General features: G+C 73.3%; 1 protein-coding gene. It reads right to left on the reverse strand.

Annotation, left to right across the window (positions count from 1 at the left end; translation table 11 throughout):
• On the reverse strand, positions 1-876 hold an 876-nt coding region (locus KN815_RS38855; RefSeq protein ID WP_216346515.1), incomplete at its 3' end, for an SCO1860 family LAETG-anchored protein.
• Positions 877-1,286: the final 410 nt, after the last annotated feature.

Here is a 1,286-nt window from a genome sequence, read left to right on the forward strand (position 1 = left end):
CGCGGCGCGCCGGCGGCGGGCCAGGACGACGGCTCCGCCGCCCGCGGCGAGCAGCAGTGCGGCACCGCCCACCAGATACGGCGTGGCCGAGCTGCCACCGGTCTCGGCCAGGTGCTCCGGCTTCGGCTCGGGCGTGGTCTGCGGGGCCACGCTCGGGCTGGGCTGGACCGCCGCGGCGACGGGCGCCTCGCAGGTCGCCCGGGCGAGGGTGACCTGACCCTCGACCTCGGAGACGTTGAGCTTGAGCGGGTTCACCGAGACCTTCAGGTTGAGGGCCGTGGCCGCCGCCGTGCGCGAGGTGGTGGCCGTCCGTGACAGATCGAGCCGGACCTGGCCGAGCGCCGGCACATCCACCGTGGTGGTGCCGCTCGTGGCCAGGGTGACCTTCCTGCCGAGCACGCTGACGCTGCCGAGCAGGTTGGACTGGGCGGTCGGCCGCTTCCCGGCGGCGCACACCGCCTTCGAGGTCACCTGCTCGACCGAGATCAGCGGCACCCCGGCCAGACCGGGCACATGGACCTTGGCGTTGACGAGGTTGGAGTACCCCTCGGAGCGCTGCTTGTCCGTGGCGGCCCGGGCGGTGGCCACATCAGCCCGCAGCACACTGAACGGCCGGCCCCCGTCCACGCCGTCCAGGGTCGCGGTGAGCGCTGTCTTGCTGGCCGTCGCGGGTGCGTGCACCTCGTTGAGCACGACCGAGAGCGGAGCCGTGACGGTCTTGTTGAGCAGGGAGACATCGAGATCGGTGCGGAGCACGACCGCACCCGCCTTACCGGTGGTCGCACCGGTGTCGGCCTGCGCGGTCGCCGCGGGCAGCAGGCCCAGGACGGAGACCGCGGCAGCGGCAGTGGCGGCCGCCAGACGGCGGGTGGGCATGCCGAAAGAGGTGTTACTTGAACAGGACACGTGAGTTGACCCCCACAGGAGACATGGAGCCGCCGGCGCCTGCCGCGGGGGACTCCACGGGCGCCGACGGCCTCGACCACGCCATATTTGCGCACTGAGGGTAAACAGGCAGACACATGATGTCCGTTCATCCCAATGGGTGTGGTTCGCCGCCGCGTTCGAGCCACGTTCCCATCAGGAGCCCCCTCAGGACCCCCTGCCCCATACGTCCCCGCGCCCGGTCGGCCCGTCCCCGCACCCGCTCGGCCCGTCCCCGCACCCGCTCGGCCCGTCCCCGCACCCGCTCGGCCCGTCCCCGCGCCCCGTCAGCCGACCACGCGGCCTCGCAGCACCACCCGCCGCGGCGTCGTCAGCACCCGCACATCGGCGCGCGGATCCGC

The organism is Streptomyces niphimycinicus (genome assembly GCF_018883605.1).
Classification (GTDB): domain Bacteria; phylum Actinomycetota; class Actinomycetes; order Streptomycetales; family Streptomycetaceae; genus Streptomyces; species Streptomyces niphimycinicus.